Origin of the sequence: Bradyrhizobium sp. LHD-71, assembly GCF_031157255.1 — a bacterium.
Taxonomy (GTDB): Bacteria; Pseudomonadota; Alphaproteobacteria; order Rhizobiales; family Xanthobacteraceae; genus P52-10.
This window is the reverse complement of sequence record NZ_JAVIFX010000017.1, coordinates 1-25,278: the sequence shown is the minus strand read 5'-3', so window position 1 is coordinate 25,278 and position 25,278 is coordinate 1. Positions and strand designations below refer to the sequence as shown.

At 61.7% G+C, this 25,278-nt stretch carries 26 protein-coding genes; 7 read left to right on the top strand and 19 right to left on the bottom strand.

What is annotated here, in order from left to right; genetic code table 11:
- Window positions 1-11: 11 nt before the first annotated feature.
- Window positions 12-2,429 carry an EAL domain-containing protein gene (locus RCO31_RS19255; RefSeq protein WP_308970058.1) on the bottom strand — a complete coding sequence of 806 codons (2,418 nt, stop codon included), beginning with the start codon at window positions 2,427-2,429 and terminating at the stop codon, window positions 12-14.
- Window positions 2,430-2,903: 474 nt separating this feature from the next.
- Here RCO31_RS19255 and RCO31_RS19250 point away from each other — a divergent pair, with 474 nt between their 5' ends.
- The 4 genes from RCO31_RS19250 to RCO31_RS19235 all read left to right on the top strand — a co-directional run bounded on the left by RCO31_RS19250 (window position 2,904) and on the right by RCO31_RS19235 (window position 6,724).
- Window positions 2,904-3,551 (top strand): CvpA family protein, encoded by a 648-nt coding sequence (locus tag RCO31_RS19250; RefSeq protein WP_308970057.1) that lies wholly within the window; start codon window positions 2,904-2,906, stop codon window positions 3,549-3,551.
- A gap of 24 nt (window positions 3,552-3,575) precedes the next feature.
- Window positions 3,576-5,075: an amidophosphoribosyltransferase gene (gene purF, locus RCO31_RS19245; protein ID WP_308970056.1), complete on the top strand. Its 1,500-nt coding sequence runs from the start codon at window positions 3,576-3,578 to the stop codon at window positions 5,073-5,075.
- Between the two features lie 159 nt (window positions 5,076-5,234).
- Window positions 5,235-5,975 carry an SDR family NAD(P)-dependent oxidoreductase gene (locus RCO31_RS19240; protein WP_308970055.1) on the top strand — a complete coding sequence of 247 codons (741 nt, stop codon included), beginning with the start codon at window positions 5,235-5,237 and terminating at the stop codon, window positions 5,973-5,975.
- A gap of 266 nt (window positions 5,976-6,241) precedes the next feature.
- Window positions 6,242-6,724: a hypothetical protein gene (locus RCO31_RS19235; RefSeq protein ID WP_308970054.1), complete on the top strand. Its 483-nt coding sequence runs from the start codon at window positions 6,242-6,244 to the stop codon at window positions 6,722-6,724.
- 119 nt (window positions 6,725-6,843) lie between these two features.
- Here the strand turns inward: RCO31_RS19235 and der are convergent, their stop codons facing one another.
- From der to RCO31_RS19210, 5 genes are all read right to left on the bottom strand, one after another.
- Window positions 6,844-8,217: a ribosome biogenesis GTPase Der gene (gene der / locus RCO31_RS19230; RefSeq protein WP_308970053.1), complete on the bottom strand. Its 1,374-nt coding sequence runs from the start codon at window positions 8,215-8,217 to the stop codon at window positions 6,844-6,846.
- A 65-nt stretch (window positions 8,218-8,282) separates the two neighbouring features.
- Window positions 8,283-8,726, bottom strand: coding sequence for a hypothetical protein (locus tag RCO31_RS19225; protein WP_308970052.1), 444 nt, complete (start codon window positions 8,724-8,726; stop codon window positions 8,283-8,285).
- Between the two features lie 21 nt (window positions 8,727-8,747).
- A complete protein-coding gene (locus RCO31_RS19220; RefSeq protein WP_308970051.1) occupies window positions 8,748-9,401 on the bottom strand; it encodes a tetratricopeptide repeat protein in 654 nt (217 codons plus the stop codon).
- A 176-nt stretch (window positions 9,402-9,577) separates the two neighbouring features.
- The gene (gene panB, locus RCO31_RS19215) at window positions 9,578-10,417 is read right to left on the bottom strand and encodes a 3-methyl-2-oxobutanoate hydroxymethyltransferase (protein WP_308970050.1); all 840 of its coding nucleotides are present in this window, start codon (window positions 10,415-10,417) and stop codon (window positions 9,578-9,580) included.
- Window positions 10,418-10,420: 3 nt separating this feature from the next.
- Window positions 10,421-11,005 (bottom strand): NnrU family protein, encoded by a 585-nt coding sequence (locus tag RCO31_RS19210; protein ID WP_308970049.1) that lies wholly within the window; start codon window positions 11,003-11,005, stop codon window positions 10,421-10,423.
- A gap of 228 nt (window positions 11,006-11,233) precedes the next feature.
- Here RCO31_RS19210 and RCO31_RS19205 point away from each other — a divergent pair, with 228 nt between their 5' ends.
- Complete coding sequence (locus RCO31_RS19205; RefSeq protein WP_308970048.1) at window positions 11,234-12,205, top strand: tripartite tricarboxylate transporter substrate binding protein; 972 nt, start codon at window positions 11,234-11,236, stop codon at window positions 12,203-12,205.
- A 24-nt stretch (window positions 12,206-12,229) separates the two neighbouring features.
- Here RCO31_RS19205 and RCO31_RS19200 read toward each other — a convergent pair whose 3' ends face one another.
- From RCO31_RS19200 to RCO31_RS19190, 3 genes are all read right to left on the bottom strand, one after another.
- A complete protein-coding gene (locus RCO31_RS19200) occupies window positions 12,230-12,562 on the bottom strand; it encodes a hypothetical protein (RefSeq protein WP_308970047.1) in 333 nt (110 codons plus the stop codon).
- 317 nt (window positions 12,563-12,879) lie between these two features.
- Window positions 12,880-13,443: a hypothetical protein gene (locus RCO31_RS19195; protein WP_308970046.1), complete on the bottom strand. Its 564-nt coding sequence runs from the start codon at window positions 13,441-13,443 to the stop codon at window positions 12,880-12,882.
- A 9-nt stretch (window positions 13,444-13,452) separates the two neighbouring features.
- Window positions 13,453-15,084 carry a peptide chain release factor 3 gene (locus tag RCO31_RS19190; protein ID WP_308970045.1) on the bottom strand — a complete coding sequence of 544 codons (1,632 nt, stop codon included), beginning with the start codon at window positions 15,082-15,084 and terminating at the stop codon, window positions 13,453-13,455.
- Window positions 15,085-15,259: 175 nt separating this feature from the next.
- Between RCO31_RS19190 and sugE the strand changes: the two genes are divergently transcribed.
- Window positions 15,260-15,574 carry a quaternary ammonium compound efflux SMR transporter SugE gene (gene sugE, locus RCO31_RS19185; protein WP_308970044.1) on the top strand — a complete coding sequence of 105 codons (315 nt, stop codon included), beginning with the start codon at window positions 15,260-15,262 and terminating at the stop codon, window positions 15,572-15,574.
- Between the two features lie 6 nt (window positions 15,575-15,580).
- Here the strand turns inward: sugE and RCO31_RS19180 are convergent, their stop codons facing one another.
- The 7 genes from RCO31_RS19180 to RCO31_RS19150 all read right to left on the bottom strand — a co-directional run bounded on the left by RCO31_RS19180 (window position 15,581) and on the right by RCO31_RS19150 (window position 22,149).
- Window positions 15,581-16,585: an inorganic phosphate transporter gene (locus RCO31_RS19180; RefSeq protein ID WP_308970043.1), complete on the bottom strand. Its 1,005-nt coding sequence runs from the start codon at window positions 16,583-16,585 to the stop codon at window positions 15,581-15,583.
- Between the two features lie 92 nt (window positions 16,586-16,677).
- Window positions 16,678-17,322 (bottom strand): DUF47 domain-containing protein, encoded by a 645-nt coding sequence (locus RCO31_RS19175; RefSeq protein WP_308970198.1) that lies wholly within the window; start codon window positions 17,320-17,322, stop codon window positions 16,678-16,680.
- A 127-nt stretch (window positions 17,323-17,449) separates the two neighbouring features.
- Window positions 17,450-18,421, bottom strand: coding sequence for a branched-chain amino acid ABC transporter permease (locus tag RCO31_RS19170; RefSeq protein ID WP_308970042.1), 972 nt, complete (start codon window positions 18,419-18,421; stop codon window positions 17,450-17,452).
- Between the two features lie 2 nt (window positions 18,422-18,423).
- Window positions 18,424-19,299 carry a branched-chain amino acid ABC transporter permease gene (locus RCO31_RS19165; RefSeq protein ID WP_308970041.1) on the bottom strand — a complete coding sequence of 292 codons (876 nt, stop codon included), beginning with the start codon at window positions 19,297-19,299 and terminating at the stop codon, window positions 18,424-18,426.
- Between the two features lie 75 nt (window positions 19,300-19,374).
- Window positions 19,375-20,595: an ABC transporter substrate-binding protein gene (locus tag RCO31_RS19160; protein WP_308970040.1), complete on the bottom strand. Its 1,221-nt coding sequence runs from the start codon at window positions 20,593-20,595 to the stop codon at window positions 19,375-19,377.
- 50 nt (window positions 20,596-20,645) lie between these two features.
- Window positions 20,646-21,401 carry an ABC transporter ATP-binding protein gene (locus RCO31_RS19155; protein ID WP_374991505.1) on the bottom strand — a complete coding sequence of 252 codons (756 nt, stop codon included), beginning with the start codon at window positions 21,399-21,401 and terminating at the stop codon, window positions 20,646-20,648.
- Window positions 21,394-22,149, bottom strand: coding sequence for an ABC transporter ATP-binding protein (locus tag RCO31_RS19150; protein ID WP_308970039.1), 756 nt, complete (start codon window positions 22,147-22,149; stop codon window positions 21,394-21,396). Before RCO31_RS19150 ends, RCO31_RS19155 begins: the two co-directional genes overlap by 8 nt.
- Window positions 22,150-22,697: 548 nt before the next feature.
- Between RCO31_RS19150 and RCO31_RS19145 the strand changes: the two genes are divergently transcribed.
- Window positions 22,698-23,339, top strand: coding sequence for a hypothetical protein (locus tag RCO31_RS19145; RefSeq protein WP_308970038.1), 642 nt, complete (start codon window positions 22,698-22,700; stop codon window positions 23,337-23,339).
- A gap of 46 nt (window positions 23,340-23,385) precedes the next feature.
- Here RCO31_RS19145 and RCO31_RS19140 read toward each other — a convergent pair whose 3' ends face one another.
- The 3 genes from RCO31_RS19140 to RCO31_RS19130 all read right to left on the bottom strand — a co-directional run.
- Window positions 23,386-24,186 (bottom strand): SDR family oxidoreductase, encoded by an 801-nt coding sequence (locus RCO31_RS19140; protein ID WP_308970037.1) that lies wholly within the window; start codon window positions 24,184-24,186, stop codon window positions 23,386-23,388.
- 24 nt (window positions 24,187-24,210) lie between these two features.
- On the bottom strand, window positions 24,211-24,897 hold the full coding sequence (locus RCO31_RS19135) for a 3-oxoacid CoA-transferase subunit B (RefSeq protein WP_308970036.1): 687 nt from the start codon (window positions 24,895-24,897) through the stop codon (window positions 24,211-24,213).
- Window positions 24,894-25,278, bottom strand: a 385-nt coding sequence (locus RCO31_RS19130; RefSeq protein WP_308970035.1) for a 3-oxoacid CoA-transferase subunit A, incomplete at its 5' end; no start/stop codon positions are given. The genes RCO31_RS19135 and RCO31_RS19130, both read right to left, overlap by 4 nt.

Sequence of the window (25,278 nt, the reverse complement as noted above, 5' to 3'; positions counted from 1 at the left end):
TGGCGAAGCTTTCACGCGACTTCGCGAGCCTTTTCATCTGCGGATTTCGCCGAGGCGCAGAACGGCTGCGGCCGACCGACCGCATATCCTTGCGCGTAGTCAATTCCAAGCTGCCGGAGTAGCTCGACGATATCCGGGGTTTCCGCCCACTCCGCGATCGTCGCGACGCGGAGGACCCTTGCGGCCTGAGCGATCATCTCCACCATCGCGCGATCGACACGGTCGCTCACAAGATGGCGGACCATGCCGCCGTCAATCTTGAGGTAGTCGATAGGAAGCGTCTTCAGGTAGGCGAAGGATGACATGCCGCTGCCGAAATCGTCGAGCGCGAAGCGGCAGCCGAGCCGCCTCAGCGAACGTATGAGGTCGCCGGCCGCCGACAAGTTGGAGACCGCTGTGGTCTCGGCGATTTCGAAGCAGATCAGCGACGGCGGGACGTCATGGAGAACAAACTGCTCGTGCACGAAGTCGACGAACCCACCCCCGGTCAATGTTGCTTCGGAAAGATTGATCGCGCATGTCTCGATCGTCGCTTGCTCCTGTTTCAAGCGAGCCGCAAGAACCGGCAGCGCGTTCCTGATCACCCATCGATCGAGCAGTTCCGTAAGTCCGTAGCGTTCTGCCGCCGGCATAAAGCTTCCGGGCGCAACCAGCGCCCCGTTCAGATCCTTGAGCCGAAGCAGCACTTCGACATGCGCGCCTTCGTCTGTTTCCGGCGCCTGGAGGGAGACAATGGTCTGCTCGTAAAGGCAAAAGCCGTCGTTCTCCAGCGCCAGGTTCAGACGCTGAAGCCAGGCCATCTCGCTCATGCGCTGCGTCAGCTCAGTCTCGGACGAACGGTAGACTTCGACCCGGTTCCTGCCGCTTTGCTTCGCGAGATAGCAGGCGGTATCCGCCGCCCGCAGCACCTCCTCCAGGCTCCGTGCGCATTGTCCCAGAGAGACAAGGCCGGCGCTGACCGTGACGGCAAACGGTCGGCTCCGGTAGGAAAAGGCGAATTGCTCGACCGAATTGCGAATGCGTTCGGCAACGCCCAAGGCCGGGCGCTCGCCGCGGTGGCGCAGCAGGACAGCGAATTCATCACCGCCGAGTCTTGCAACGAGGTCGTCCGAAGCGAGCTGCTGCTGCAAAATGTCGGCGATCTGACGAAGCAGTTGGTCACCGGCGGCGTGGCCACAGGTGTCGTTGACGTTCTTGAACTGATCGACGTCAAGAACCATCAAGGCGTGCAGCGCCGCATACTGGTCGTTCAGAGCTACTGTCAGGCAGCGTTCGAATTCCGGCCGATTAGCGAGCCCTGTAAGCGCGTCGTGGGCCGCTTGATGCGAGAGACGTTGAATGAACTCCTGTTCGACCGTTCTGTCGTGCAGGACCAGGACAGCCCCGAGACTGGTTTCGCTCTTCGGATCAAGCGCACTGCTGGTTCGCGACACCGCCACGCGGCTGCCGTCCGGACGCACGAGTTGCATCGTTGCGATCGACGAACTGCCTGGCGTCGAGCTCGCGATGCTTACGATCGCCCCCTCATCGCCGCTCTCGATGATGCGAAACAGCGTGTCGGTCGTCTGCCCCTGCGCTTCCAGACACGTGGTGCCGATCAGTCGCTCGGCGGCGGGGTTGAGATAATCAATCCGGCCAAGGGCGTCCGTCGCTACGACCGCATCGCCGATCGACGCAAGGGTGATCTGGGCCCGTTCCTTCTCCGCCTTCAACGCACGTTCCGAGCGCGCGCCCTGCATCAGGAGGTTGCGCAAGTGCCAGAGCACGAGCATCGCCAACCCCAGAGCGCCGACAACATTGATCGACGTGAGAATGGCGGCCACCAGCCGCGATCCCTGACCGAGGCTTTCGGAAAATCGCAGCGCCTCCGGCGCGATGCGCGCGTCAACCAGCTCGATTTGTCGCCGGAAGTTTGTGAGATCGGTCGGCGTCATGGAGTTATCGGCGAACGCCGCCTTGATGGCGCCGCCGACACGGACAAGTTCTTCAATGCCCGCGTCGGTCGCGCGCCAACTGTCCACGGCTGCGGAAAAGTAGCTGAACCAGCGAAAGTAGCGGAACAGTCGGATCAAGCCCGGAATGTCGTCGGGATGATTGCCGCCCTGGATGAACCCTTTCGTCGCCTGCTCGAGATCGACCGGATCCTGCTCCAGCGCGCGGCGCGCCTCGAGGTCCCCAAGCGGGATCGCAAGCGCGGCTTCATATCGCGCGAAGCGATCCGCGTCGCGCGTCTGCAGATACAGAAGCAGGCTCGAGACGGCCTCCTTCTCGCCCTTGGACCAGAGGCTTTCGCCTGCGATGTAGGCTCGCACCGAGGTCAGGATCGCCATGCTCGCGCCGGCGAGCATCGCCTGCACGATGACAATCGCCAGAAAAGGCGCAACCAGTTTCAAGAGCCGACGGCTCGATCCGGGCAAGGCGCTCTGCATGGGCTCTCGGTGAGATTGATCCCGTCCACTTGAGGAGTTCTTGATCGGCGCTTGTGTGGCGAATGCGGTTCCATTGCCTCGATCGGCTGGCCTGATCTCAATCCCGGTCAACAGCCGGCTAACGACTTCCCTCGAATTTGACGGAACTGCCCCGATCCGAGCCATCGAGATGGCCGGCGGCGATCATCCCCCGCGGCAGCGGATCGGCCTGGGGGCTTTCCAGCTGGGGGCGCGCTGCCGCCGAACAGCCGATTCGAGTACAAAATTGCGCATTGATCGCTGTTTAGCCGTGACGACGCGCGCCCGCGCGGCTATACAGCCGGCGCGGGGCCCGACCGTGATCTCGGACACACTTCAATTAAATGCTCTGGAACCACAATCGGCGGCCTTGCAGGATGCACTATTGCATCGTCACTAGAGGGTGGGCGTCCGACGCCGATTCGCCCAAGCAATTGAAGCGGACCTGACGACCCGATGCCCATTACCCTGCTTGATGTGATCGTGCTGTCGGTGATGCTGCTGTCGGGCCTGCTGGCCATGATCCGCGGCTTCATGCGCGAGATCCTCTCCATTGCTGCATGGGCCACAGCGGCGATCGCCACCCTCTACGCATTCCCTCGGCTGCTGCCGCAGGCCAAGGCCTACTTCCAGAACGACACCATCGCCTCCATTGCCGTCATCGCGGGCGTTTTTATCGGCACACTCGTGTTGGCCACGATCATGACCTCGAAAGTTTCCGACATGGTGCTGGATTCGCGCATCGGCGCGCTCGATCGCACTCTCGGCTTTCTGTTCGGACTGGGCCGCGGCCTGTTGATTGTGGTTGTCGCCTTCCTGTTCTTCGTCTGGCTGGTTCCGGACAAGCAGCAGCCGGACTGGGTCCGCACCGCAAAATCGCTCAGCGTGCTGCAATCAACCGGAAATTGGCTCATGTCGATGTTGCCGGATGACCCAGAGACCACCATCTTAAAGAGGTTGAAGCGCGACAAGGACGAGCAGACGGAACTGTCGCCCGCCCAACCGCAGAATGCCGCGGTCGCCACCGACACGGGCGGGTACTCCAAATCGCAGCGGGACGGGCTTCGCCAGTTGATCGAAGGTAAGTCGACGTCGGGGCGCTAAGCCCCCTTGAGAGCGAGAGGCGCAATGGACACGACCAGCAAGGTTTCCGGCGACGCCGACCAGGCGCTCGACGATCATCTCGACCTTGATTCCGACAAGCTGCGCGAGGAATGTGGCGTGTTCGGCATCTTCGGCCATCCGGAAGCGGCCGCCATCACCGCACTCGGCTTGCACGCCCTGCAGCATCGGGGTCAGGAGGCCGCCGGTATCGTCGCCTTCGACGGCAAACGCTTTCATTCCGAGCGCCGCCTCGGTCTCGTCGGCGATACCTTCTCCAGACGCGAAGTTATCGACCGCCTGCCAGGTTCGTCGGCGGTCGGCCATGTCCGCTATTCCACCACCGGTGAAACCATCCTGCGCAACGTTCAACCGCTGTTCGCGGAACTGAACGCCGGCGGCTTTGCCGTCGCCCACAACGGCAATCTGACCAACGGCCTGACGCTTCGCCGCGAACTCGTGCGTAACGGCGCGATGATGCAGTCAACCACGGACACTGAAGTCATCCTGCATCTGGTTGCGCAGTCGAAACGCAACCATTTCATCGACCGCTTCATCGAGGCGCTGCGCGCGATCGAAGGTGCATATTCGCTGGTTGCGCTCACAAACAAGAAACTCGTCGGCGCGCGCGATCCGCTTGGGATCCGCCCGCTCGTGCTCGGTGAGCTCGATGGCTGTCCGATCCTGACCTCGGAAACCTGCGCACTCGATATCATTGGGGCCAAGTACGTGCGTGACATCGACAACGGTGAAGTCATCGTGTTTGACGAGGCCGGCGTCCAGAGCCACAAGCCGTTCCCGCCGATGCGGGCCCGGCCGTGCCTGTTCGAATACATCTATTTTTCGCGTCCGGATTCGATCCTCGGAGGGCGGCCGGTCTATGACGTGCGCAAGGCGATCGGCGCTGAGCTCGCGCGCGAAAGCAATGTCGCTGCCGATGTGGTGGTGCCGGTACCGGATTCCGGCGTGCCTGCCGCAATCGGCTACAGCCACGAATCCGGGATACCGTTCGAGCTCGGCATCATCCGCAACCACTATGTTGGCCGCACGTTCATTCAGCCCACGCAGAGCGTGCGCGAGCTCGGCGTACGCATGAAACATTCGGCCAACCGCGCCGCGATTGCCGGAAAGCGTATCATTCTGATCGACGACAGTCTGGTGCGTGGCACGACCTCGAAGAAGATCGTCAAGATGATGCGTGACGCGGGCGCCCGCGAAGTGCATTTCCGGATCGCCTCGCCGCCAATTACCCATCCGGACTATTACGGCATCGACATGCCGGACCGCGAAAGCCTTTTGGCGGCGACCCATGATCTTGAAGAGATGCGACAGATCGTCGGCGCGGACTCGCTGGCGTTCCTGTCGATCGACGGTGTCTATCGGGCGATGGGCGAACCAGGGCGCGATCCGGCGCAGCCGAAATTCACCGACCACTACTTCACCGGCGATTATCCGACCCCGCTGACCGATCGCGCCGAGGCCTCGCCGCAGCCGCGGCAGCTTTCGCTGCTGGCCGAAGCGAGCTAGCGCGTACATTCACCGCTGCCAGGTCATGGCCGCTTTACGGGCGGGCAACGCCGGGTCGTCCCGGGACTTGCCCTGGCCAACGACGTCTATAAAACCCCGGTCGCAAACCGCCGATGCCCGGCACGAGGCCGGGCCTGACGGTCCAGAGACCCTGCATTCATGACAAAGCCTCTCGCCTCTCGTACCGCTCTCGTGACCGGCTGCTCGCGCGGCATCGGTCATGCCACAGCGCTCGCACTGTCGCGCGCTGGCGCGCATGTGATCGCGGTGGCGCGAACGGTCGGCGCGCTCGAAGAGCTGGACGATGCAATCAAGGCGCAGGGCGGAACGACGACGCTGGTGCCGCTCGACATAACCGATTTCGACGGCATCGCGCGTCTCGGCGCGGCCTTGAACGAGCGCCAGGGCAAGCTCGACGTGATGGTAGGCAACGCCGCCGTGCTCGGCCCGGTTTCACCGCTCGGCCACATCGACATGAAGTTGTGGACCGACACGATGGCCGTCAATGTGAATGCCAATTTCCAGCTCATCCGCTGCATGGAGCCTTTGCTGAAGCAATCGGACGCGCCGCGCGCGGTCTTCATCTCCTCCGGTGCGGCGGCGAAAGCCACAGCCTATGCGGGCCCCTACGCGGCCTCGAAGGCTGCGCTCGAGGTGCTCGCGCGCGCCTGGGCGAATGAGACGGCAAATACGCCGTTGCGGGTCAATCTGTTCAATCCAGGGCCAATCCGCACAAGGATGCGAGCAATCCTGATGCCTGGCGAAGACCCGCTCACGCTCGACACCCCGGAGCAGGTCGCCGAATTGATCGTGCCGCTCTGTCTGCCTTCATGGAGCGAGACCGGCAAGATCTATGACTATCCGAGCCGCAAGACGCTGAGCTTTCATCCTCCCTCTTAAGTCGCGTCAGCCACATGTAGCGTTTTTGTCTCCTACGCCGTAAGGTTCTTGCAGGCCTCATAGGCGAGCGAAGCGACGCCGTTCTTCGAACGGCTACGGGCGAGCGAAGCGACGCCGTTCTTCGAACGGCTACGGGCGAGCGAAGCGACGCCGTTCTTCGAACGGCTACGGGCGAGCGAAGCGACGCCGTTCTTCGAACGGCTACGGACGAGCGAAGCGACGCTCGCGCTGCGAGCGGCTACGGAGCAACTGCCGTGATCTTCGGAATGGATCCCCTCACTTTCATCCACGTCTTACTCAGCCTGATAGGTATTCTCTCAGGATTTGTCGTTCTGGCTGGCATGTTCGATAGCCGGCGGCTCGAAAGCTGGACGGCAATCTTCCTGATTACAACCGTCGCAACCAGTGTCACCGGCTTCGTGTTTCCGTTCACGAAGCTCCTGCCCTCGCACATTTTCGGCATCATTTCGCTTGCCGTCCTCGCGATCGCGGCGGCTGCACGCTACTCGTTCCGCCTGAAGGATGCCTGGCGCTGGATTTACGCCGTGACGGCGTTGGTCGCGCTTTACTTGAACGTCTTTGTGCTGGTGGTGCAGGCCTTCCTGAAGGTCCCTGGACTGACGGCGCTGGCGCCGACCCAATCCGAACCACCGTTCCTAGTCGCTCAGACGGTTGTTCTGGCCTTCTTCGTTTACGCGGGCACGCGCGCAATCATGCGCTTCCGCCCATCGACCATGGTGGCAAACTAGAGCATTTTCCGGAAAAATGAACACCGGTTTGCCGCAGAAAATGCAACCAAACAAACGAATCTAGAGCGCTTTCCAATTCAAACTAATCGAAAAGCGCTCTAGTCCGCCACTCGCGACGCTCACCTGATTTTTTTCCGCTTGTGCTCGAATGGGTTGGCTTTCTCGCGCAGAATGATGCGGATCGGCGTGCCCGGCATATCGAATGCCTCGCGGATACTGTTGATGAGATACCGCTTGTAAGATTCCGGCACCGCGTCGGCCCGCGAGCAAAAGACGACGAAGCTCGGCGGCCGCGACTTCGGCTGCGTCACATAGTTCAGCTTCAGCCTTCGACCGGACACCGCCGGCGGCGGATTGGCGGCGATCGCCTGCTCGAACCAGCGGTTGAGCGCGCTGGTCGGCGCGCGCTTATTCCAGGTCGCATACGCTTCCTCGACCGCCTTCATCAGTCGATCAAGCCCGTCGCCGCTGAGGCCGGATACGACAACCAGCGGCACACCGCGAATCTGCGGCAGCAGTCGCTCGACCTCCTCGCGCAGCCTGCCGATCTCGCCGCCCTTGCGTTCGACCAAATCCCACTTGTTCACCGCGATCACGAGCGCACGGCCTTCGCGCTCGACCAGATCCGCAATGCGCAGATCCTGCTCCTCAAGGCGGTTCTGCGAGTCCATCATCAGCACGACGACTTCGGCAAAGCGGATCGCGCGCAGCGCGTCGGCAACCGACAGCTTCTCCAGCTTCTCGTCGATCCGCGACCGGCGGCGCAGTCCGGCCGTGTCGAAGACCCGGAAGCTGCGGCCCTGCCGCTCCACATCCACGGCAATGGAGTCGCGGGTGGTGCCCGCCTCGGGGCTGGTCAGCAACCGCTCCTCTCCGAGGAGCCGGTTGATCAATGTCGACTTGCCGGCATTGGGCCGTCCGACGATCGCAACGCGAATGGGCCTGGTCTCGACATCGCCGGCCTCCGGCTGGTCAGCTTCGTCGAGCTCGTCGGACGGTTCAGGCATGATCGCGGCAAGCGCATCGTAGAGATCGCTTGTCCCTTCGCCGTGTTCGGCCGAGATCGGGATCGGATCGCCGAGTCCGAGTGCAAAGGCTTCTGCTGCTCCCGCCTGCCCCTGCCTGCCCTCGCTCTTGTTCGCGACCAGCACCACCGGCTTGTCCGCTTTGCGCACCAAGTCCGCGAAGGCACGATCCTGCGGCGTGAGGCCGGCGCGTGCATCGACGATGAACATCAGGGCGTCGGCCGCATCAATCGCCATCGCCGTCTGCTCGCGCATCCGTGCCGTTAGCGAGCCTTTGGCGCCGTGGTCGAGGCCCGCTGTGTCGATGACGGTAAACCTCAAATCGCCAAGGCGCGCGTCGCCCTCGCGGCGGTCACGGGTGACGCCGGGCTGATCGTCGACCAGCGCGAGCTTCTGCCCGACGAGACGATTAAACAGCGTCGACTTGCCGACGTTGGGGCGCCCGATCAATGCAATCGTGAAGGCCATGCTTCAGTGCCGGAGAACGCCCATGCGTATCGTCGCGGGCGAAGGTACAATCAATTTGGTCGATCTTAGCGCGGCAGCGGTGCCGGGAAAGGATTTGCCTGCGGCTGCTGCGCCTGACGGCCCGGCGACTGCGGTGCGTCATCGACGTTCACATCGTCAGGCGCGATCTCGACCGCTGACGGACGTTTCGCTGCAGCTCTCGAACGTTTGGCCGAAGGCGGCGCAGGCTGCGCTTCGGCCGGCGGGACCGTCGCAGTGGCCTGAGCGTCGGCAGCGGCTGCAGGCTGCTGCGCGCCCTTCATCAGCTCCGGCGGCACGCCTTGCGTGATCCCCGGAACCCCTTCCGGAAACACCGGCTTGCGTTCGCCGGGCGTCTTCTTCTTCGTATCAAGGAAATCAAGCAGGTCGGTCGGATCCCAGGAAGGGGCCGGAATGCTGCTGCAGCCACCAAGTGCACCCGCGAAGCAAACTACGAACGCTGCGGCGAGCAAGCGCGACGTGCGACACATGGCGACCCTCTCCCCCATGGCTCAACCTTTCGCCGTCGACGGCAGCAACGCCTGCAGCGCCTCCATGCGCGAACGCAGGGTCTGCGGAGACGCCGCATCCGTGCCGATCATATCGATCCACTGCCTCGCGGCGGCCATATCCTTGTTGCGCCAGGCAGACACGGCGAGCAATTCACGCGCGCTGTGGCGATACGTGCGGTTCGGTCCGGTCAGCGGCTCGAGCCGCGCCTTGATATCGGCGTAGGAAGCCGTGTCGACGAGAAGGCTCGCCGCGCGCAACGCCGCGAGATCCTGCTCGGCCGCGCCGGCATTCCGGTCGCTGGCGATCTCGTCGTAAAGCTTCACCGCGCCGGGCACATCACGCGTGCCGCGCTCGGCAGCGGCTCGGAATTTTGCGAGGACGCGATAACCCTGCGGCGCTTCGGCTGCGATCTTCAGGAAGGCCGCTTCCGCTTCTGCACTCTTCTTCTGATCAGCCAGGGCAACCGCGGCTTCGAACTGCGCGCCGGCCTCCTGCGCCTTCCTGCCTTCCCAGTAGAGATAACCGCGCCAGCCGCCAACGCCGGCGACGATCAGCAGCGCAACCGTGACGATCAGCGTCGCGTAGCGCTGCCACAGCCTCCTGAGCTGCTCGCGCCGGACCTCTTCCTGGACTTCGTCAAATATCTCAGACACTTAAGGTAAAATCCATGCAACGGCGGCTGAAGAACAGCCGGGTATCCCCGAAACGAGCCAAGCGCCCGCAAATTTGACCCCGTGTGCAGGCGGTTACCCTACCGGTATGGCGAGGGCAAGGCAAACCCTGTGGTTTCAAAGCGTTAACACGTGGATCTCAACACCCGACGATGGCCTCACCCCTTTGGAGAGGCCTTCGGCTTTGCCATCCCATAAACATGCTCCGGTCCCGGAAAGGCCCTGGAGCGCACCTCGGCGGCATAGGCCTCGATTGCCGCTTGAATCGCCGGGCCCAGATTGCCGTAGCGCTTGACGAATTTCGGCGTCCATGGCGACAGACCGAGCATGTCCTCCAGCACCAGCACCTGCCCATCGCAAGCGGCGCTTGCTCCGATGCCGATCGTCGGCACGTCGATCGATTCGGTGATCTTCCTTGCGAGCGGCTCGGCCACCGCCTCGACCACCATGGCGAAGGCGCCCGCATCAGCGATCGCCCGGGCGTCCTCCTCAATCGGCGCCCAGTTGGCCTCTTCGCGCCCCTGCGCCCGGAAAGAGCCCAGCGTGTTGATCGACTGCGGTGTCAGCCCGATATGCCCCATCACCGGGATGCCCCGTTGCGTCAGGAAGGCCACGGTCTCGGCCATGCGCTTGCCGCCTTCGAGCTTCACGGCACCGCAGTGCGTTTCTTTCATGATGCGCGCGGCCGAGTGAAACGCCTGCTCCTTCGAAGCTTCGTAGGAGCCGAACGGCATATCCACGACGACCAGCGCTTGCTTCGAGCCGCGCATCACTGCGCGTCCCTGCAGGATCATCATCTCGAGCGTGACCGGCACGGTCGTCTCGAAGCCGTGCATCACGTTGCCGAGCGAGTCGCCCACCAGGATGACATCGCAAAAGCGATCGACGAGACCGGCGGTATGCGCATGATATGACGTCAACATCACGATCGGTTCGCCACGCTTGCGCGCGCGGATATCGGGCGCAGTTGCGCGCTTGACAGCAGTTTGCACGGACATGACTCAAACTCCAATGACGGAAACGCCGATCACGGCAGGATGAAATGCAAATATCAGCGCCGCATAGACGACGAGGCCGACGATGACCGCGAGCACGTCATTGCGTACGCCGCCGAACGGAATCGGCGGGCCACCCGGGTCGTCACGACTCTTCAGCGTGATCCGGTCGAACACCGCCCAGGCGAGAATCGAGCCGAACAGGATGATCGAACCGAGATCGCCGTTTGCGAGCAGATGCGCCAGCGCCCAGATCTTGATGGCGACAAGCATCGGGTGTTTCATGAAACGCCAGATGTAGCCGCGCAGGTAAGCTGAAACGAAGATGATCGTTGCGGGCAACATCAACGCCAACGCCAGATGCCGCATGCCAGTCGGCGGATACCAGACATTGATCCATCCGGTTGCCCGATATCGAGCGAAACCATAAACGATCAGCGCAAGGCCGATGGCCGACAGGATGCTGTAACCGAGCTTGTAAACGCTCAGGCCGTGACGCGCGATCAGCGCCGCGCGCAAGCCGCGTTGCGTCGTGACCAGATGCGTGCCGACAAATACGGCGAGCCCGGCGACCATGACGATCAGCCCCACGATGTCCTCCCGCCAGCCCTTTCAGCACCCTCGTCCCTGAGGCTTTCCGGCCATGCGCCGGCGCTGATATGGTTCGCGCCGGCCGCAGGGCAAGAGGGGCTTCGGGTACCATCTTTGCGCCATTGCGTGCAATGCCGCGAAAGTACGCGAGCAATGCCGGAATGGAGGGGCGAACAAGGTTAACAACGGGCGTAACACTGCGGACAGGGAATAATTGGTGTGATGACGATGAAGATCAGCTTGTTCTTTGCCGCGGCGCTGCTGGCGCTCGCGCCGGCTCATGCGCAGGACGCGGAGAAGATCTGGCCGACAAAGCCTGTGAAACTGGTCGTGCCGTTCGCGGCCGGCTCGACCCCCGACATCATAGGCCGCCTGATCGCCGGCGATATTCAGTCGCGCCACCCTGGTGCGACGGTCGTCGTCGACAACAGGCCGGGCGCGGGTGGCAACACTGGTACCGACGCGGTGGCGAAGTCTGCGCCGGACGGAACGACGATCGGCATTTCCCTCGGCGGACCGCTCGCAATCAACGCCAACCTGTTCTCGAAGCTGCCGTACGACCCCGAAAAGGATATCGCACCGATAACAATGCTGACGACGTTGCCGAGCGCGCTGGTGGTGCCTGCCTCACTTGGCATCAAGACAGTGGCTGAGTTCGTCGCGCTGCTAAGGAAGGATCCGGGGAAAATCACCTACGGCTCGATCGGTGCCGGGTCGCTGTCGCATCTGACCATGGAAGCCATCGGCGTTCAGACGGGCACAAAGATGGTCCACGTCCCCTATGGCGGCTCGCCCGCAGCAGTAACGGCTGTGATCCGCGGCGACGTCCAGGTCGCGTGCCTTCCGGCGAGCGCCGTTACGCCGCAGCTCGACGAAGGCAAGCTCAGGATCCTTGCGGTCTCGACCGCGAAACGGTCGCCGTACCTGCCCGACGTGCCGACATTGAAGGAAAGCGGTATCGACGTTGAATCCGACGCCTGGAACGCACTGATCGCACCGGCCGGCACGCCGCCGGACGTGATCGCGCAAATCAACTCCGAAGTCCGGAAGGCATTGGAAAATCCATCCGTAAAGGAGAAGCTGAAGGTGCAACTGATCGACCCTGCGCCGTCGTCTCCAGAAGAGCTGCGCGCCCGCATCACCGCCGAGAAGAAACTTTGGGCCGATGTCATCAAGGCCGCGGACATCAGGATCAACTGACCCCTGCCCTCCCAACTTCGAGGATCAGCGCGAAGGCGTGTCTTTGCGATCGTCGACGACGTGGAAGTTGATCGGCCCGCCGGCGATCGCGTTGGCCAGTTCATTGCTCAGTGGCAGCGGCGTGCACTCTCGCAGCGAATGGATGACTGCGGCACGATAAAGATCGCGCGTCTTTTGGCTCACGTTCGGTGACGAATATGTCACGAAGGGTTGGCCGAAAATGTTGCCCTCTCGGTTGACCGCGAAGCGGATCGTCATTTCCATGCCGCGGTGCGCAGCTTCGAGCGTCGGCGGCGTGAAGCAGGCGTGCAAAGCTCCGAACAGCTCGCTCAGGGTGTTGAGCTTTTGCTCAGGCATCCCCGTATTGACGTCACCCGGCGCCGCTCGCACTTGCGCGAAACAGCCCCGCTCGCCGAGAGGCCCGCAACTTCGCGAACCGACCTCCGCGCTCGCGGGCCAGGAAACGACGACCGAAGCAGCGAGAACAAAATATGACCGGAGACGCACCAAAACCTCTCCTTCGTCATGCCCGAACGGTCCGCGGGCAAGACCAGCATACCGCAATAAAATCAGATACATCGACCCGTAGGCCAATGCGGGCCATAAAGGCCGGCCTCAAGCCTAGGCTTCAAGGCCGTAGCAAACATGATTTTCGTCAATAACGTTGCTGCGGTTCAGACCGGCGGTCGCTCGGAGGCTTCACGATCATCGATAATGCGGACGACGATTGGCCGTCCGGCGATCGCACCCGCAAACTCTTTAGTGAGGGGCAGCGGCATGCAGCCCTCCAGCGATTGCGCCATGGCGTCACGATAAAGATCACGCGTTCGCTGGCTCACCTCGCGCGTTGCATAAGTGACGCGCGGCGGACCGATGAATCGGCCATTGCGGCTCAGTGAAAAGCGCATCGACATCTGCATGCCGCGATGTGCATTCTCGGGCGGCGGCGGCTCCCAACACGCACGCAGCGCTGCGAACAGGTCGCGCAACGTGTTCAGCTTGCCTTCCGGCTTCTTCGCATCGGCGGCGGCCCGTGTCCCGAGCGTCAGCCGCAAACCTTCACTGATGCTGAGCTGCGCGTGAACAAGGCAGCCGGGATCCAGACCCGTACAACGGTTCGGCATACAGGACCGCCCGTCAAGGATGCTACATGTGCGCCGCGTGGTCTGTGCATCGGCCGAAAGCGGCAGGAAAGCTGCGGTGAGCGCCACTGCACCAAGCCATCGAAGCAGCCGCATGAGGCCTCCTTATGCCTTCTTCTTCACATCCTTGACATTGGTGAAGGCGATGCCTTCGGCGCGCTCTCGCGTGTAATCGAGATAGAACTGGTTGCGTGCCAGATACACCGGATCGCCGTCGACGTCGTCGGCGACGCCTGACCCGTTGGCGGCGATGAACGCGTCCAGCTTCTTCGGATCTTCCGCCGAGATCCAACGTGCGAGCTGAAACTCGCTCTGCTCGAAATCGACCGGCAGGCCATACTCGGCGTCGAGCCGGGCTTTGAGCACGTCGAGTTGCAACTGTCCGACGACGCCGACCAGGGCCGGAGCGCCGTCGCGCGGCCGAAACACCTGCACGACGCCCTCCTCCGACATCTGCTGCAATGCCTCCTTCAGCTTCTTCGCCTTCATGGCGTCGGTCAGCCGGACCCGGCGCACGATTTCAGGTGCAAAGCTCGGCACGCCGACGAACACGATGTCCTCGCCCTCGGTCAGAGTGTCGCCGATCCTGAGCGTGCCGTGATTGGGAATACCGACTACGTCGCCCGCGAACGCTTCGTCGGCGAGCGCCCGGTCCTGGGCGAAGAAGAACTGCGGCGACGACAGCGGCATCGGCTTGCCGGTGCGGACCAGCTTCGCCTTCATGCCGCGCACCAGCTTGCCCGAACACAGCCGCGCAAACGCGATGCGATCTCTGTGGTTCGGATCCATGTTCGCCTGGATCTTGAACACGAAGGCGGTCATCTTGTTTTCGTCCGCCTCTATCCGACGGACGTTCGAATCCTGCGCGCGCGGTGACGGGGCGTAGCGCCCGAGGCCTTCGAGCAGATCGCCGACGCCGAAATTGCGGAGCGCACTGCCGAAGAACACCGGCGTCAGGTGGCCCTCGCGGAAGGCTTGCAGATCGAAAGGCCTGCAGGCCTCCGAAACGAGTTCAAGCTCGTCCTTGATCGCCACCGCGTCGAGGTTCGCGTTCTTCTTCGCAATATCCTCGATTGCAATCTTTTGCGTGGCGCCGGTCTTGCTGTCGGACTCGAGCAGGCGAACACCGCCGGTCGCGATGTCGTAGGTACCGGCAAAGTCACGGCCGCGCCCGATCGGCCAGGTCACGGGCGCAGTGTCGAGCGCCAGCGTCTTTTCGATCTCGTCGAGCAGTTCGAAGGGATCGCGGCTATCACGATCCATCTTGTTGATGAAGGTAATGATCGGGATATCGCGCAGGCGGCACACCTCGAACAGCTTACGCGTGCGCGCCTCGATTCCCTTGGCCGCATCGATCACCATCACGGCCGAATCGACAGCGGTCAGCGTACGATAGGTATCTTCCGAGAAGTCCTCGTGGCCCGGCGTATCGAGCAGGTTGAAGACGAGGCCGTCGAACTCGAACGTCATCACCGAGGTCACGACCGAAATGCCGCGCTCGCGCTCGATCTTCATCCAGTCGGAGCGCGTGTTGCGCCGGTCAGCCTTCGCCTTTACCTGGCCCGCGAGGTTGATCGCCCCGCCGAACAGCAGCAGCTTCTCTGTCAGGGTGGTCTTGCCGGCGTCCGGATGCGAGATGATCGCAAAGGTGCGACGGCGCGCGACTTCGCCCGCGAGCGAATTTGCGGCCGGGGCGGCGTTTTCCTTCAGAATCTCCGGAGCGGTGGTGTCGCGCATGACGGCTGCCGTGTGGCAGCAAAACGCGCCGGGATCAAGGGGGCGGCCGGATGTCGCGCAGTTGCGGTTTCGAGCTGGAAACACCATATAAAGCGAATTAACCGCAGCGCGCGCGGACGACCTCGCGCCGGAGATTTGTTGCAGGGACGGCCCTGCCCTTTATGAGGAGGGCCGCATGGCCTGGACCATTCTTTTTCTGGCGGGGCTTCTGGAGATCGGCTGGGCGATCGGCCTCAAATATACCGACGGTTTCACGAAGCTGTGGCCGAGCGTGTTCACAGTCGCAAGCATGATAAGCAGCATCGTGTTGCTCGGACTGGCGCTGAAATCGTTGCCGGTTGGAACCGCATACGCTGTCTGGACCGGCATCGGCACGGTCGGCGTTGCCATCCTCGGCATCTACCTCTTCAGCGAGCCGGCAAGCGCCATTCGCCTCGCCTGTATCGGCATGATCGTCGCAGGTATCGCCGGGCTCAAGGCCGTCACTTGACCCGCGTCATTTGAGGAACGCGACAATCTCGTAGGTCACAGCCGCGATGAACGCCGAGGCCGGGATCGTGATCACCCAGGCGACCACGATCGAGCTTGCGATGTTCCAGCGCACGGCGGAGACGCGGCGCGCGGCGCCGACGCCGACGATGGCGCCTGTGATCGTATGGGTCGTCGACACCGGCACGCCGAACGCCGTGGCCGTGAAGAGCGTGGCCGCGCCGCCGGTTTCCGCGCAGAATCCCTGCATCGGTGTCAGCCGCGTGATGCGCGAGCCCATCGTTTTGACGATGCGCCAGCCGCCCATCAGCGTGCCCAGGCCCATCATCGCCTGACAGGTGATGACGACCCAGAACGGGACATAGAACTCGCTGCCCAGATGGCCCTGCGAGAACAGGAGCACGGCGATGATGCCCATGGTCTTCTGTGCGTCGTTGCCGCCATGGCCGAGCGAATAAGCCGATGCGGACACGAACTGCAGCACACGGAATGCGCGGTCGACGACGAACGGTGTCGTACGCACTGAAAGCCACGACACGATCGCGACCAACAACAGCGCGAGTAGAAACCCCACCAGCGGCGAAAGCACGATAGCCGCCAGCGTTTTGGTCAGGCCGCTCCACACCAGCGTGGCTAATCCACCCTTCGCAATCCCCCCACCGACCAGCCCGCCGATCAACGCGTGGGAACTGGAAGAAGGAATGCCGAGCCACCACGTCAACAGGTTCCAGACGATCGCCCCCATCAAGGCTGCAAAAATGACCTGCGCGTCGACGATGCCGGGATCGACAATACCGGTGCCGAGCGTTTCCGCGACATGCAGGCCAAAGAACAGAAAGGCGATGAAGTTGAAGAACGCTGCCCATGCCACGGCATATTGCGGACGCAGCACGCGAGTCGAGACGATGGTCGCAATCGAGTTGGCGGCGTCGTGCAGGCCGTTGAGGAAATCAAACGTCAGCGCCACGACGATCAAGACGACGAGAACGGGAAAAGCCAGCGCGGCGTCCACGGCTCACGCTCCGACCGCGTGGAAACCGGACGCGATCTCGATTCCTGTTTCAAGCATGACCGAACGCCGGCCCCTTCTCGTCGGGACCATCCTCAAACCTGCTCGATCATGATGCTATTGATTTCGTTGGCGACGTCGTCGAACCGGTCCGCAACCTTCTCGAGGTGATCGTAGATTTCCACGCCGACGATAAAGTCCATCGCATTGGCGTGGCGATGTTTGAGGAACAGCTCTTTCAGACCGATATCGTGCAGGTCGTCCACCCTGCCTTCCAGCTTGGTCAGTTCCTCAGTGATCGCCGTGATCGTGCCGACGTTCTGGCCGATCGACTGCAACAATGGCAGCGCTTGCACCACAAGGCCGGCGCACTCGGAGATGATCGCGCCCATCTCGCGCATCGGCTGCTCGAACTCCTCGACCTCGAACAACATGACGGCCTTGGCCGTCTGCTCCATCTGGTCGATGGCGTCATCCATCGAAGTAATGAGGTTCTTGATGTCGACGCGATCGAACGGGGTGATGAAGGTACGGCGCACCGCCGTCAGCACCTGGCGGGTGATGTTGTCGGCTTCGCTCTCATGCTGGGTCACGAGCTGGCAATACTTCTGGATATCCGGACCGCCCCGCAACACCCCCTGCAAGGCATCGGCGCCGGCCACAACCACTTGAGCATGCTGATTAAAAAGCTCGAAGAACCGCTCCTCCCGCGGCAAAAGGGCCCGAAACCAACGCAGCAGCATAAGCATTCCTCACGCGCCAGTCCCGGCGCACTGTCACAAATCTGTCATACAGCTTTTCCGGGACAGGCAAGTGCGCTGCTGGCTGCCATCCACCGCTTTGTGCGCAGCCACACGTAGCAAAAATTCAGAGCGAACGCCCCGTGTAGTACGCGATTTCGCCGACGATACCCCGGCGGAACGCCAGCACGCAGACAACGAAGATTACGCCCTGGATCACCAGCACCCACTGCCCGAAGCCGGCAAGATATTGCTGCATGGCGATGATGATGAAGGCCCCAACCACGGGTCCAAAAATGGTGCCGAGACCGCCGAGCAGGACAATGAGGACGACTTCGCCGGACATGGTCCAGTGCACGTCGGTCAACGAGGCATTCTGGGCCACCAGCACTTTCACCGCCCCGGCCAGTCCGGCGAGGGTTCCCGAAAGAATGAAGGCCAGCAGCTTGTACTGGTCGGTCCTGTACCCGAGCGAAATGGCGCGCGGCTCGTTTTCGCGAATCGATTTCAGAACTTCGCCAAACGGCGAGTTGATCGCCCGGTAGATGATGAGGAAGCCGAACAGAAAGAACGCCAGCACCACGTAGTAGAGCGTCAAGGGCTGGGACAGGTTGAACAAGCCGAACAGCTTGCCTTGAGGCACGCTCTGAATGCCGTCCTCACCATGGGTGAACTTCGCCTGCAGGTACACGAAGTACAGAAGCTGCGACAGCGCGAGCGTAATCATCGCGAAATAGATGCCCTGGCGTCGGATCGCCACAAGTCCGGCGAGTACACCGAGCGCAGCGGCGGCAAGCGTGCCGGCCAGAATTCCCAGTTCAGGCGGGAAGCCCCACTCCTTGATCGCATGTGCCGTAATGTAACCGGCAGTGCCGAGGAACATGGCGTGGCCGAACGACAGCAATCCGCCGTAGCCGATCAGGAGATTGAAAGCGCACGCAAACAGGGCAAAGCAAAGCGCCTGCATGATGAAGTACGGATAAACCCCCGTCCATGGCAGCACAATCAAGATCACGGCCATCGCAGCGATCGCGATCGAGTGCTCGCTACCTGACCGCGCAGGCTGCCGTATGTCCGCGTTTTCGGTGATGCTTGTCATCGTTACGCCGCCCTGCCCGTCAGTCCGGAAGGCTTTAACAAAAGCACCAGGACCATGAATACGAACACGACCGTGTTCGAGGCTTCGGGATAAAAGTACTTGGTCAATCCTTCAAGCACGCCGAGCATGAAGCCGGTCACGATCGACCCCATGATGGAGCCCATGCCGCCGATCACCACCACCGCAAACACCACGATGATCAGATCCGCTCCCATCAGCGGCCGGACCTGATTGATGGGCGCCGACAGAACGCCGGCAAGTGCGGCAAGTCCGACACCGAGCCCATAGGTCAGCGTGATCATGCGAGGCACATTGACGCCAAAGGCGCGGACCAGCGTCGGATTCTCCGTGGCCGCTCGCAAATAAGCGCCGAGCCGGGTCTTTTCGATCAGGAACCAGGTGAGCAGGCAGACCGTGAGCGAGAACACGACCACCCATGCGCGGTAGGTCGGCAAGAACATGAAGCCGAGATTGGTGCCTCCCTGCAGGGCCGTCGGAATGGCGTACGGCAGGCCGGACGATCCGAAAAAGTTCTGGAACACGCCCTGGATGATTAGGGCCAGGCCGAAGGTCAGAAGCAATCCATAAAGGTGGTCGAGACCCGCGAGCCGCTGCAACATCGTGCGTTCGAGGATCATTCCGAATGCGCCAACGATGATCGGCGCAAGCACAAGCGCAAACCAGTAGTTGAGTCCGAAGATGCTCAGCAGGAAATAGGCGACGAAGGCGCCCATCATGTAGAGCGCGCCGTGGGCGAAATTGATGATGTTGAGCATGCCGAAAATGACGGCCAGCCCCAGGCTCAGCAGTGCATAGAACGAGCCGTTGATCAGCCCGACCAGCAGTTGCGCCATCAGCGCCTGCGTATTGATCCCCATCGTCACGCAATCCGGTTCAGAGAACGCATCAAAGAAGGCAGCCCGGCGGCGAGCCGCCGCCGGGCCATAACCATCTTACTTCTTCAGCAGCGGACAAGGGCTCTTGTCTACCGGGGTAAAGGCCTCGTCAGCCGGAATTGTCGCGACGAGCTTGTAATAGTCCCACGGATACTTCGATTCCGACGGCTTCTTCACCTCGAACAGGTAACCGGGGTGCAGCTTGCGTCCGTCGGCGCGAATGGTTCCCTTGCCGAACAGCGGATCGTCGGTCGGCATTTCCTTCATCTTCGCGACGACCTTGACGCCGTCATGCGGATTGCCGCCGAGCGCCTCCAGCGTCTTGAGATAGTGCAGTGTCGCAGCGTAGACACCGGCTTGGACCATGGTCGGCATCGCCTTGTTCCGCATGCGCTCCGAGAACCGCTTGGAGAACGCACGCGTCTGGTCGTTCAGGTCCCAATAGAAGGTCTCGGTGAAATTCATACCCTGCGCGGTGTTCAAACCGAGCGCATGGATGTCGGAGATGAACATAAGAAGGCCGGCGAGCTTTTGGCCCCCCGTGACAATGCCGAATTCGGCAGCCTGCTTGATTGAGTTGGTCGTGTCACCACCGGCGTTGGCGAGACCGACAATCTTTGCCTTCGATGCCTGGGCCTGCAGCAGGAAGGATGAGAAATCCGACGTGTTGAGTGGGTGCCGGACGCCACCGAGGATCTTGCCCCCGTTCGCGGTAACCACCGCCGAGGTGTCGCGTTCGAGCGCATGACCGAACGCGTAGTCCGCGGTGAGGAAGTACCACGTGTCGCCGCCGGCCTTCACCAACGCCTTGCCGGTGCCGTTCGCCAGCAGGTAAGTATCGTAGGTCCAGTGCACAGTGTTCGGCGAGCACTGCGTGGTCGTCAGGTCGGAGGCAGCCGCACCCGAGTTCAGGTAAACGCCGTTTTTCTCCTTCACGACGTTGTTGATCGCAAGCCCAACGCTGGATGTCGGCACGTCGGCGATGACGTCGACCTTCTCCACGTCGAACCATTGCCGCGCGATGTTGGTGCCGACGTCCGGCTTGTTCTGGTGATCGGCCGAGATCACGTCGATCTTCCAGCCCTTGCCGGTCAGTCCGGAGTCTTCGACCGCCATCTGGGCGGCCAACGTCGAGCCGGCGCCGCTGACATCGGCGTAGAGACTCGACTGGTCGTTGAGAACGCCGATCTTGGCGTTCTTATCCGTCGTTTGCGCGAAGGCGCCAGCCGCCGCGACCAGCGCGCTCGTCAGCGTCAGCATTGCCAGAGATCGTGTCATTGTCCCTCCTGGATTATTGTCGTTTGTCTTGGATTATGTCGCTTGTCGGCTCAGACGCCGAGATAGGCGTGCAGCTTATCCATGTTTGCCGCCAAATCCGAATTGGCAAATGTATCAATGATTTTGCCGTGTTCCATAACGTAAAATCGGTCGGCAACGGTCGACGCAAAGCGGAAGTTCTGCTCCACGAGCAGGATCGTGAAGCCCTGCTTTTTCAGCTCGGCTATCGTCTTGCCGATCTGCTGGATGATGACAGGCGCGAGGCCTTCGGTCGGCTCGTCAAGCATCAGGAACCGGGCGCCCGTCCGCAGGATGCGGGCGATCGCCAGCATCTGCTGCTCGCCGCCGGAGAGCTTGGTGCCCTGGCTGTTGAGCCGCTCCTTCAAGTTCGGAAACAACTCGAAGATCTGATCGAGCGACAGGCCACCGGGGCGCACTTGCGGCGGAAGCATCAGGTTTTCGCGCACGTCGAGACTGGCAAAAATGCCCCGTTCCTCGGGACAGAAGGCAACGCCCAGCCTGGCGATCCTGTCCGACGAGGCGCGAATGATCTGCTTTCCCTCGAAGGACACGGATCCGCTGCGCTTGCCGATGATGCCCATTACCGATTTGAGCGTCGTCGTCTTACCGGCGCCGTTGCGGCCAAGCAGCGTGACGACCTCGCCCCCACGGACGTCGAAGTTCACTCCGTGCAGAATGTGCGATTCACCGTACCACGCCTGCAGATTCTCGACCTGAAGCACGGCGTCCGCGGCAGCGGATTGCACTGTTCGCGGCGCCGCTTGCGCAGCCATCTGACTAGGCATGGCCTGCTCCGAGATAAGCTTCTTTCACGCGTTCATCCTTGGTCAGGTCGGCATAGTTTCCTTCGGCCAGCACTCGCCCCCGTGTCAGCACCGTGATGGTATTGGAAAGGTTGGCCACCACGCTGAGATTGTGCTCGACCATCAGGATCGTGTGATTTCGTGAAATCCGTTTGATCAGCGCCGAAATCTTGTCGATGTCCTCGTGGCCCATGCCGGCCATCGGTTCATCCAGCAGCATCATCTCCGGATCGAGCGCGAGCGTGGTGGCGATCTCAAGTGCCCGTTTGCGGCCATAAGGCATCTCGACCGCGATTACGTTCGCAAACTCATCCAGTCCGACGTCGTTGAGAAGCTCGTGGGCACGATCGTTGAAGCGATCGAGCACCGATTTCGACCGCCAGAAGTCGAAGGAACTGCCGTGCTGACGCTGCAAGGCGACGCGAACATTCTCGAGCGCCGTCAGATGCGGAAACACCGCCGAGATCTGGAATGAACGCACGAGGCCCAGCCGCGCGATATCGGCAGGCCTCAGCGAAGTGATGTCTCTCCCGTTATAGAGAATCTCGCCACGTGACGGCTGCAGGAACTTCGACAGCAGGTTGAAGCAGGTCGTTTTGCCGGCGCCATTCGGACCAATCAGCGCGTGAATGTGGCCCCTGCGTACCCGGAGATTGACGTCATGGACCGCAACAAAACCCGCGAATTCCTTCGTCAGGCCGCGGGTTTCGAGAATAAACTCACCACTCAATCGAAATTCCCCTTGCGACCTTCAGAAGCGAACGACGCTTACTACAAGGTCTCTCGACGTATCTCCCTTCGGCCTGTTCCGTCTTCGTGCGGATAGGAGCTTCAGCGCTCTTGATTGGGGCCTCTCGCGGGGCGGAATATGCGTTGAAGATCAAGCATTCCGCAAGCCGTATTGATGAGCAGGACGATGGTTTTCTCCTCCCGCAGTAGTCTTTAGTCGCAGACGCCGCTCATCGCGCGTTTCGCCGGACAGAACTTCGTCTTGGTGAATGACCTAACTCGACCGAACGGTCTTGCGAACGCTGCAACGATCAGAAGTCGGACGGCCAACGCCTGCAAAATCGTCGGGATGGAACATGACGGCCGGTGCGACAGTACCAGGGAACTGCTTGCGAAACGCCCTGAATCAAACGGCCGTCGATATCACCTTTCTGCTTGTGCCCTGAAAGCCTTCCTTAATCCCGCTTTGGTAACTCCTTGGATACTGGAAGCTTTTTTTGCCGACCACTCGCTCGCTGCGAGCAAGTACCGCCGAGACGGACCCTGGCAATGATGTTTGAGAGCGCTTCTCCTTCCATCGTTCGATCGGTCAAGCAGCGCGACCTGCTGAACACCTGGCTACGCTTGCGATCGACCATCAGTGCGCGCCCGTCGATCAGCGAATACAACCCGGTGCGTATCGAGGACGAGATCAAGGACATCGTCCACTACGTCGTGAAGCGCAATGAATTTAGCTGGCAGTTCATTATCGACAGCAATGGTTCACGACTGTCACAAGCTTACGGGACAACCGATCGGAACAACATCGGAACCGACCTGCGTGACTACGTCGGGCCACAGATGGTCGATCTCGTGCTGCCGATCTACGAAGAGTGTGCAAACCGTGAGCTGCCGACTTATTCAGCCTCAACGATCAAGGACATCAACGGGCGCACAGTCGTGTACGAGCGGCTGCTGCTGCCCTTCTTCGACCGCGGCGCAGTCAGCCACATCATCGCGTCGCTGAAGACCATCAGCGAAGACGGCAAGTTCGAGATCAACAACCTGTTGCGAGACCCGCATAGGCTCCCGCAATACAAGATCCGTGCGGTGATCGATCAGGATCTCGTGGTCTGCCAGACAGCGATCGCACGCGCGACGCGTACTTCGGCTTTGCCCGCCACAGGCACGAGCGACGTCATCGAAATCTGACGTGCATTTCCAATCGACGGCATCTGATATTGTTGGTTGCCGACCGCTAGACGACCGGAGACATTCCGCCGTCGACGTTGGTCGCGGTTCCCGTGATAAAGCCACCCTGGTCCGAAACGAGGAAGCAGGCCATATTCGCGAACTCCTCCGCCTTGCCCGGACGGCCAAGCGGAATCGTCTTCGCCCGCTGCGCCATATATTCATCAATCGGAACGCCTGTGCGCTTGGCCGCCTGCACGTGTTGATCTGCTTCAATGATGCCCACCAGCAGCGCATTGACCAGCACGTTATGCGGCGCGCCCTCGCCCGCCAGAACTTTCGTCAGCGCCATGCCGGCAGCGCGCGAGATCGAGGTCGGCGCGCTCGCTGCACGCGGCGCCTTCGCGCCCGTATTGAGCACGTTGATGACGCGGCCCCAGCGCCGCTCCTTCATCTGCGGCCAGACCAGCCGCGTCATACGGATTGCAGCGAACAGCTTCTGATCGAGATCTTCCTGCATCCGTTCGTCGGTCAGCGTCTCGAACGCTCCAGCGCGCGATACGCCGGCATTATTGACCAGGATATCGACCTTGCCGAACGCCTTCATCGCTTCATCGTAAATGCGCTTTACATCGTCCGGCTTCGACACGTCGCCTGCCGCACCGACAATCCTGCCGCGTGCGTTGCCACCCTTCGTGGGTGCCGTCTGCGCACCAATCGATTTTACCGCCTCGTCGAGCGCCTCACGTCCACGCGCACAGATCATCACGTCGGCACCGGAATTCACGAACCGTGTCGCAATTGCATAGCCAATGCCCTTGCTGCCTCCGGTGACGATGGCCGTCCGACCCGATAGCGAGATTTCCATGACGCGTCTCCCCGATATGCCTGTTTATTGCGGCGCGACGTCAGCGAGTGGCGGCGCAGTCAGTGCCTTGCAATCGGCCGCGAACGTGAGCGGAGCCCCAGAGCGCTTCTGCAGTTCTTCGCGCGAAAGTCCATCGACGATCTCATGGACGATGACACCCGACGGGCCGATCTCCATGACGGCAAGGTCCGTATAGATGCGTTTGACGCAGCGCTTGGCGGTCAGAGGCAACGTACACTCCTTGACAATGCGCGGACCGCCCGAACGCGTGTTGTGCTCCATGACGATCCACACGGCCTTGGCAGCGGCGGCAAGATCCATCGCGCCGCCAACCAGCGGGCCTTTGTTCGGGATCTTCATATCCCAATTGGCAAGGTCACCGTTCCCGGCAACCTCGAATGCGCCGAGAACGGTCACATCGATGTGTCCGCCACGGATCAATGAGAACGACCAGGCGGAATCGACGATCGATGCCCCGGCCCTGAGCGTGATCTGGCGGCTTCCCGCGTCGACCAGATCAGAGTCCGCACGCTCGGTCGACGCCAGCGGGCCGACACCGATCACGCCATTCTCCGAGTGGAAGAAGACGTCGCGCCCTTGCGGAATGTGATCCGCGACCGCCACCGGCAAGCCGATCCCAAGATTGACGAGCCATCCGTCACCAATGTCCTGAGCGGCGCGCCATGCCATCTGACTACGATTGAGCTTCATGGCTTGATCTCCGGCGCAACGACGAGCCGATCGACATACACGCCCGGCAATTGCACGCGATCATGCGGCGTCGGCTCGTCATTGACCACGCGAACTTCCGCGACTGATCGCTTCGCCGCGGTCGCCATTGATGTTCCAAAATTGGCCTGCGCGTAGCGAAATGTCAGATTGCCAAAACGATCGGCCGTGTCAGCACGAATAAGAGCGAGATCCGCTGTCAGCGCATGTTCGAGCACGTATTCGCGACCAGCGAACTCGCGCACCTCCTTGCCCTTGGTCAGTTCGGTTCCAACACCAACCGGCGTGAAGAACGCGGGAATTCCCGCCCCGCCGGCGCGGATCGCCTCCGCCAAGGTGCCCTGCGGCAAACAGATCAACTCG

What these genes read in the sequence shown, in the direction of transcription:
- RCO31_RS19255 (WP_308970058.1), bottom strand. Translation starts at nt 2,429, where the DNA reads ATGCAGAGCGCCTTGCCCGGATCGAGCCGTCGGCTCTTGAAACTGGTT.
- RCO31_RS19250 (WP_308970057.1), top strand. Translation starts at nt 2,904, where the DNA reads ATGCCCATTACCCTGCTTGATGTGATCGTGCTGTCGGTGATGCTGCTG.
- purF (WP_308970056.1), top strand. Translation starts at nt 3,576, where the DNA reads ATGGACACGACCAGCAAGGTTTCCGGCGACGCCGACCAGGCGCTCGAC.
- RCO31_RS19240 (WP_308970055.1), top strand. Translation starts at nt 5,235, where the DNA reads ATGACAAAGCCTCTCGCCTCTCGTACCGCTCTCGTGACCGGCTGCTCG.
- RCO31_RS19235 (WP_308970054.1), top strand. Translation starts at nt 6,242, where the DNA reads ATGGATCCCCTCACTTTCATCCACGTCTTACTCAGCCTGATAGGTATT.
- der (WP_308970053.1), bottom strand. Translation starts at nt 8,217, where the DNA reads ATGGCCTTCACGATTGCATTGATCGGGCGCCCCAACGTCGGCAAGTCG.
- RCO31_RS19225 (WP_308970052.1), bottom strand. Translation starts at nt 8,726, where the DNA reads ATGTGTCGCACGTCGCGCTTGCTCGCCGCAGCGTTCGTAGTTTGCTTC.
- panB (WP_308970050.1), bottom strand. Translation starts at nt 10,417, where the DNA reads ATGTCCGTGCAAACTGCTGTCAAGCGCGCAACTGCGCCCGATATCCGC.
- RCO31_RS19205 (WP_308970048.1), top strand. Translation starts at nt 11,234, where the DNA reads ATGAAGATCAGCTTGTTCTTTGCCGCGGCGCTGCTGGCGCTCGCGCCG.
- RCO31_RS19200 (WP_308970047.1), bottom strand. Translation starts at nt 12,562, where the DNA reads ATGCCTGAGCAAAAGCTCAACACCCTGAGCGAGCTGTTCGGAGCTTTG.
- RCO31_RS19195 (WP_308970046.1), bottom strand. Translation starts at nt 13,443, where the DNA reads ATGCGGCTGCTTCGATGGCTTGGTGCAGTGGCGCTCACCGCAGCTTTC.
- RCO31_RS19190 (WP_308970045.1), bottom strand. Translation starts at nt 15,084, where the DNA reads ATGCGCGACACCACCGCTCCGGAGATTCTGAAGGAAAACGCCGCCCCG.
- sugE (WP_308970044.1), top strand. Translation starts at nt 15,260, where the DNA reads ATGGCCTGGACCATTCTTTTTCTGGCGGGGCTTCTGGAGATCGGCTGG.
- RCO31_RS19170 (WP_308970042.1), bottom strand. Translation starts at nt 18,421, where the DNA reads ATGACAAGCATCACCGAAAACGCGGACATACGGCAGCCTGCGCGGTCA.
- RCO31_RS19165 (WP_308970041.1), bottom strand. Translation starts at nt 19,299, where the DNA reads ATGGGGATCAATACGCAGGCGCTGATGGCGCAACTGCTGGTCGGGCTG.
- RCO31_RS19160 (WP_308970040.1), bottom strand. Translation starts at nt 20,595, where the DNA reads ATGACACGATCTCTGGCAATGCTGACGCTGACGAGCGCGCTGGTCGCG.
- RCO31_RS19155 (WP_374991505.1), bottom strand. Translation starts at nt 21,401, where the DNA reads ATGCCTAGTCAGATGGCTGCGCAAGCGGCGCCGCGAACAGTGCAATCC.
- RCO31_RS19145 (WP_308970038.1), top strand. Translation starts at nt 22,698, where the DNA reads ATGATGTTTGAGAGCGCTTCTCCTTCCATCGTTCGATCGGTCAAGCAG.
- RCO31_RS19140 (WP_308970037.1), bottom strand. Translation starts at nt 24,186, where the DNA reads ATGGAAATCTCGCTATCGGGTCGGACGGCCATCGTCACCGGAGGCAGC.
- RCO31_RS19135 (WP_308970036.1), bottom strand. Translation starts at nt 24,897, where the DNA reads ATGAAGCTCAATCGTAGTCAGATGGCATGGCGCGCCGCTCAGGACATT.